The sequence below is a fragment of the Cellvibrio sp. ATLC23 genome, assembly GCF_057196725.1.
In genome coordinates this window covers 1-1,514 of sequence record NZ_JBXUOS010000023.1, presented here as the reverse complement: position 1 = coordinate 1,514, position 1,514 = coordinate 1, and the positions used below count along the sequence as shown (strand labels likewise).

General features: G+C 48.3%; 1 protein-coding gene. It reads right to left on the bottom strand.

The annotated features are described in order from the left end of the window. Positions 1–46: 46 nt before the first annotated feature. The coding region (locus AC2CG4_RS20005) for an IS1182 family transposase (RefSeq protein WP_484487946.1) at positions 47–1,514 on the bottom strand (1,468 nt) is incomplete at its 5' end.

Below are 1,514 nucleotides of genomic sequence, written 5' to 3'. Positions count from 1 at the left end.
TCAGATCGCTGACAAACCCCACCCTAAAAAGTGGGGTTTTGTTTTTTTAGCCCGCGCTGTGCATAAACCACATTTCTTGAGATTTATTTCCAATCCGCTCATTTTTCCCGGTAAAACAACCCATCAACACCCACAGCGTTTGGATAAGCCCTGATACCCACAATGGATTAAAAAATCGCGCCAGTAGCAGCGCAATCTTCTTCATATTTTGGCACGCAGCCGCCAACAAACATTGCCCACTCACACGACGCAAGCCGCGATAACGCGCGTAGCGATGACCGTGTAATTGTTTTGCATCCGCAAAACTACGCTCCACTGTTTCCTTGCGCCGTTGATAAATCCGTTTGCCTTCTGCTGTTAAGCGCCGAGCATCGGTGCGTTCAACACTGTCTTGCCACACATGCCGTGTAACGACTTTGGTTCGGTTACGACTGCGCGTGCATTGATCCAGAAACGGACACTCGCGGCATTGTTGTGAATCGGAATGGTATTCGCGATAACCTAATCGATTTGTCGTGTTGTACGGAATCAACTGACCCGCTGGACAGGTGTAATGATTCTGGTCGGCATCAAACACAAATTTGCGCTTGGCAAATAAACCTTCCGCTTTGTTGGGGCGGCGATAGCCAATAACGCCCTCAATATTGCGATCTTCCAAACCTTTGCAGATGCCCGCGGTTTTATAACCTGCATCCAATCCAACCGCGTATGGATAAATATTGAAGGCCGTTAATTGACGATCCAGGCGTGCCAAATAAGGTTTGCTATCATGTACATTGCCAGGGGTGACGTGAGTGTCAGTGATAATGTTGTGTTTGGCATCAGTGGTGCGATGGTCGAGATAATAAAATCCCTGCGGCTTGCCTTCGCGTGTGAGATAGCCACTCTCAGGATCGGTGGTGCTGACTTTGATATCGCGGGTTTTTGGTTCGGTATCAGCTGCTTTTTCTTTCAATGGTGCCTTTCCGTTGGCAATTCGGTCTTCATCAATCGCGACTTCCAGCGCGGTTAAATAATCCGTCGGCGTTTGCGTAACAGTGTGAATTTCAAATTTCTTTTTGTTGGCGTTGGCTTTCATGTGGGTGCTGTCGGTATAGAGCACATCGCCGCCTACCAAGCCGTGGCCAATCGCTTGGCGAACAATCTCATCAAAAATTTGCTGTTCAATATCGGTCGCTAAAAACCGGCGCCGACGTTGTTGGCTAAAGGTGGATGCATCAATGATTTTATCTGTGAGACTCAACCCCAAAAACCATCGATACGCCACATTCACTTGCACCTCGCGCACTAACTGCCGTTCGCTGCGCACACCAAACAAATAGCCGATAAACAGCATTTTGAATAACAACACCGGATCAACCGCCGGACGGCCGTTGTTATCGCAATATAAATGGCGGACTTTGTCACGGATAAATTCAAAGTTGATGTACTTATCGATTTTGCGCAGCAGATGGTCAGCTGGAACGAGATCTTCAAGGATCACCATTTCCAGTGTGTGTTGGCGCGGAGCGGGT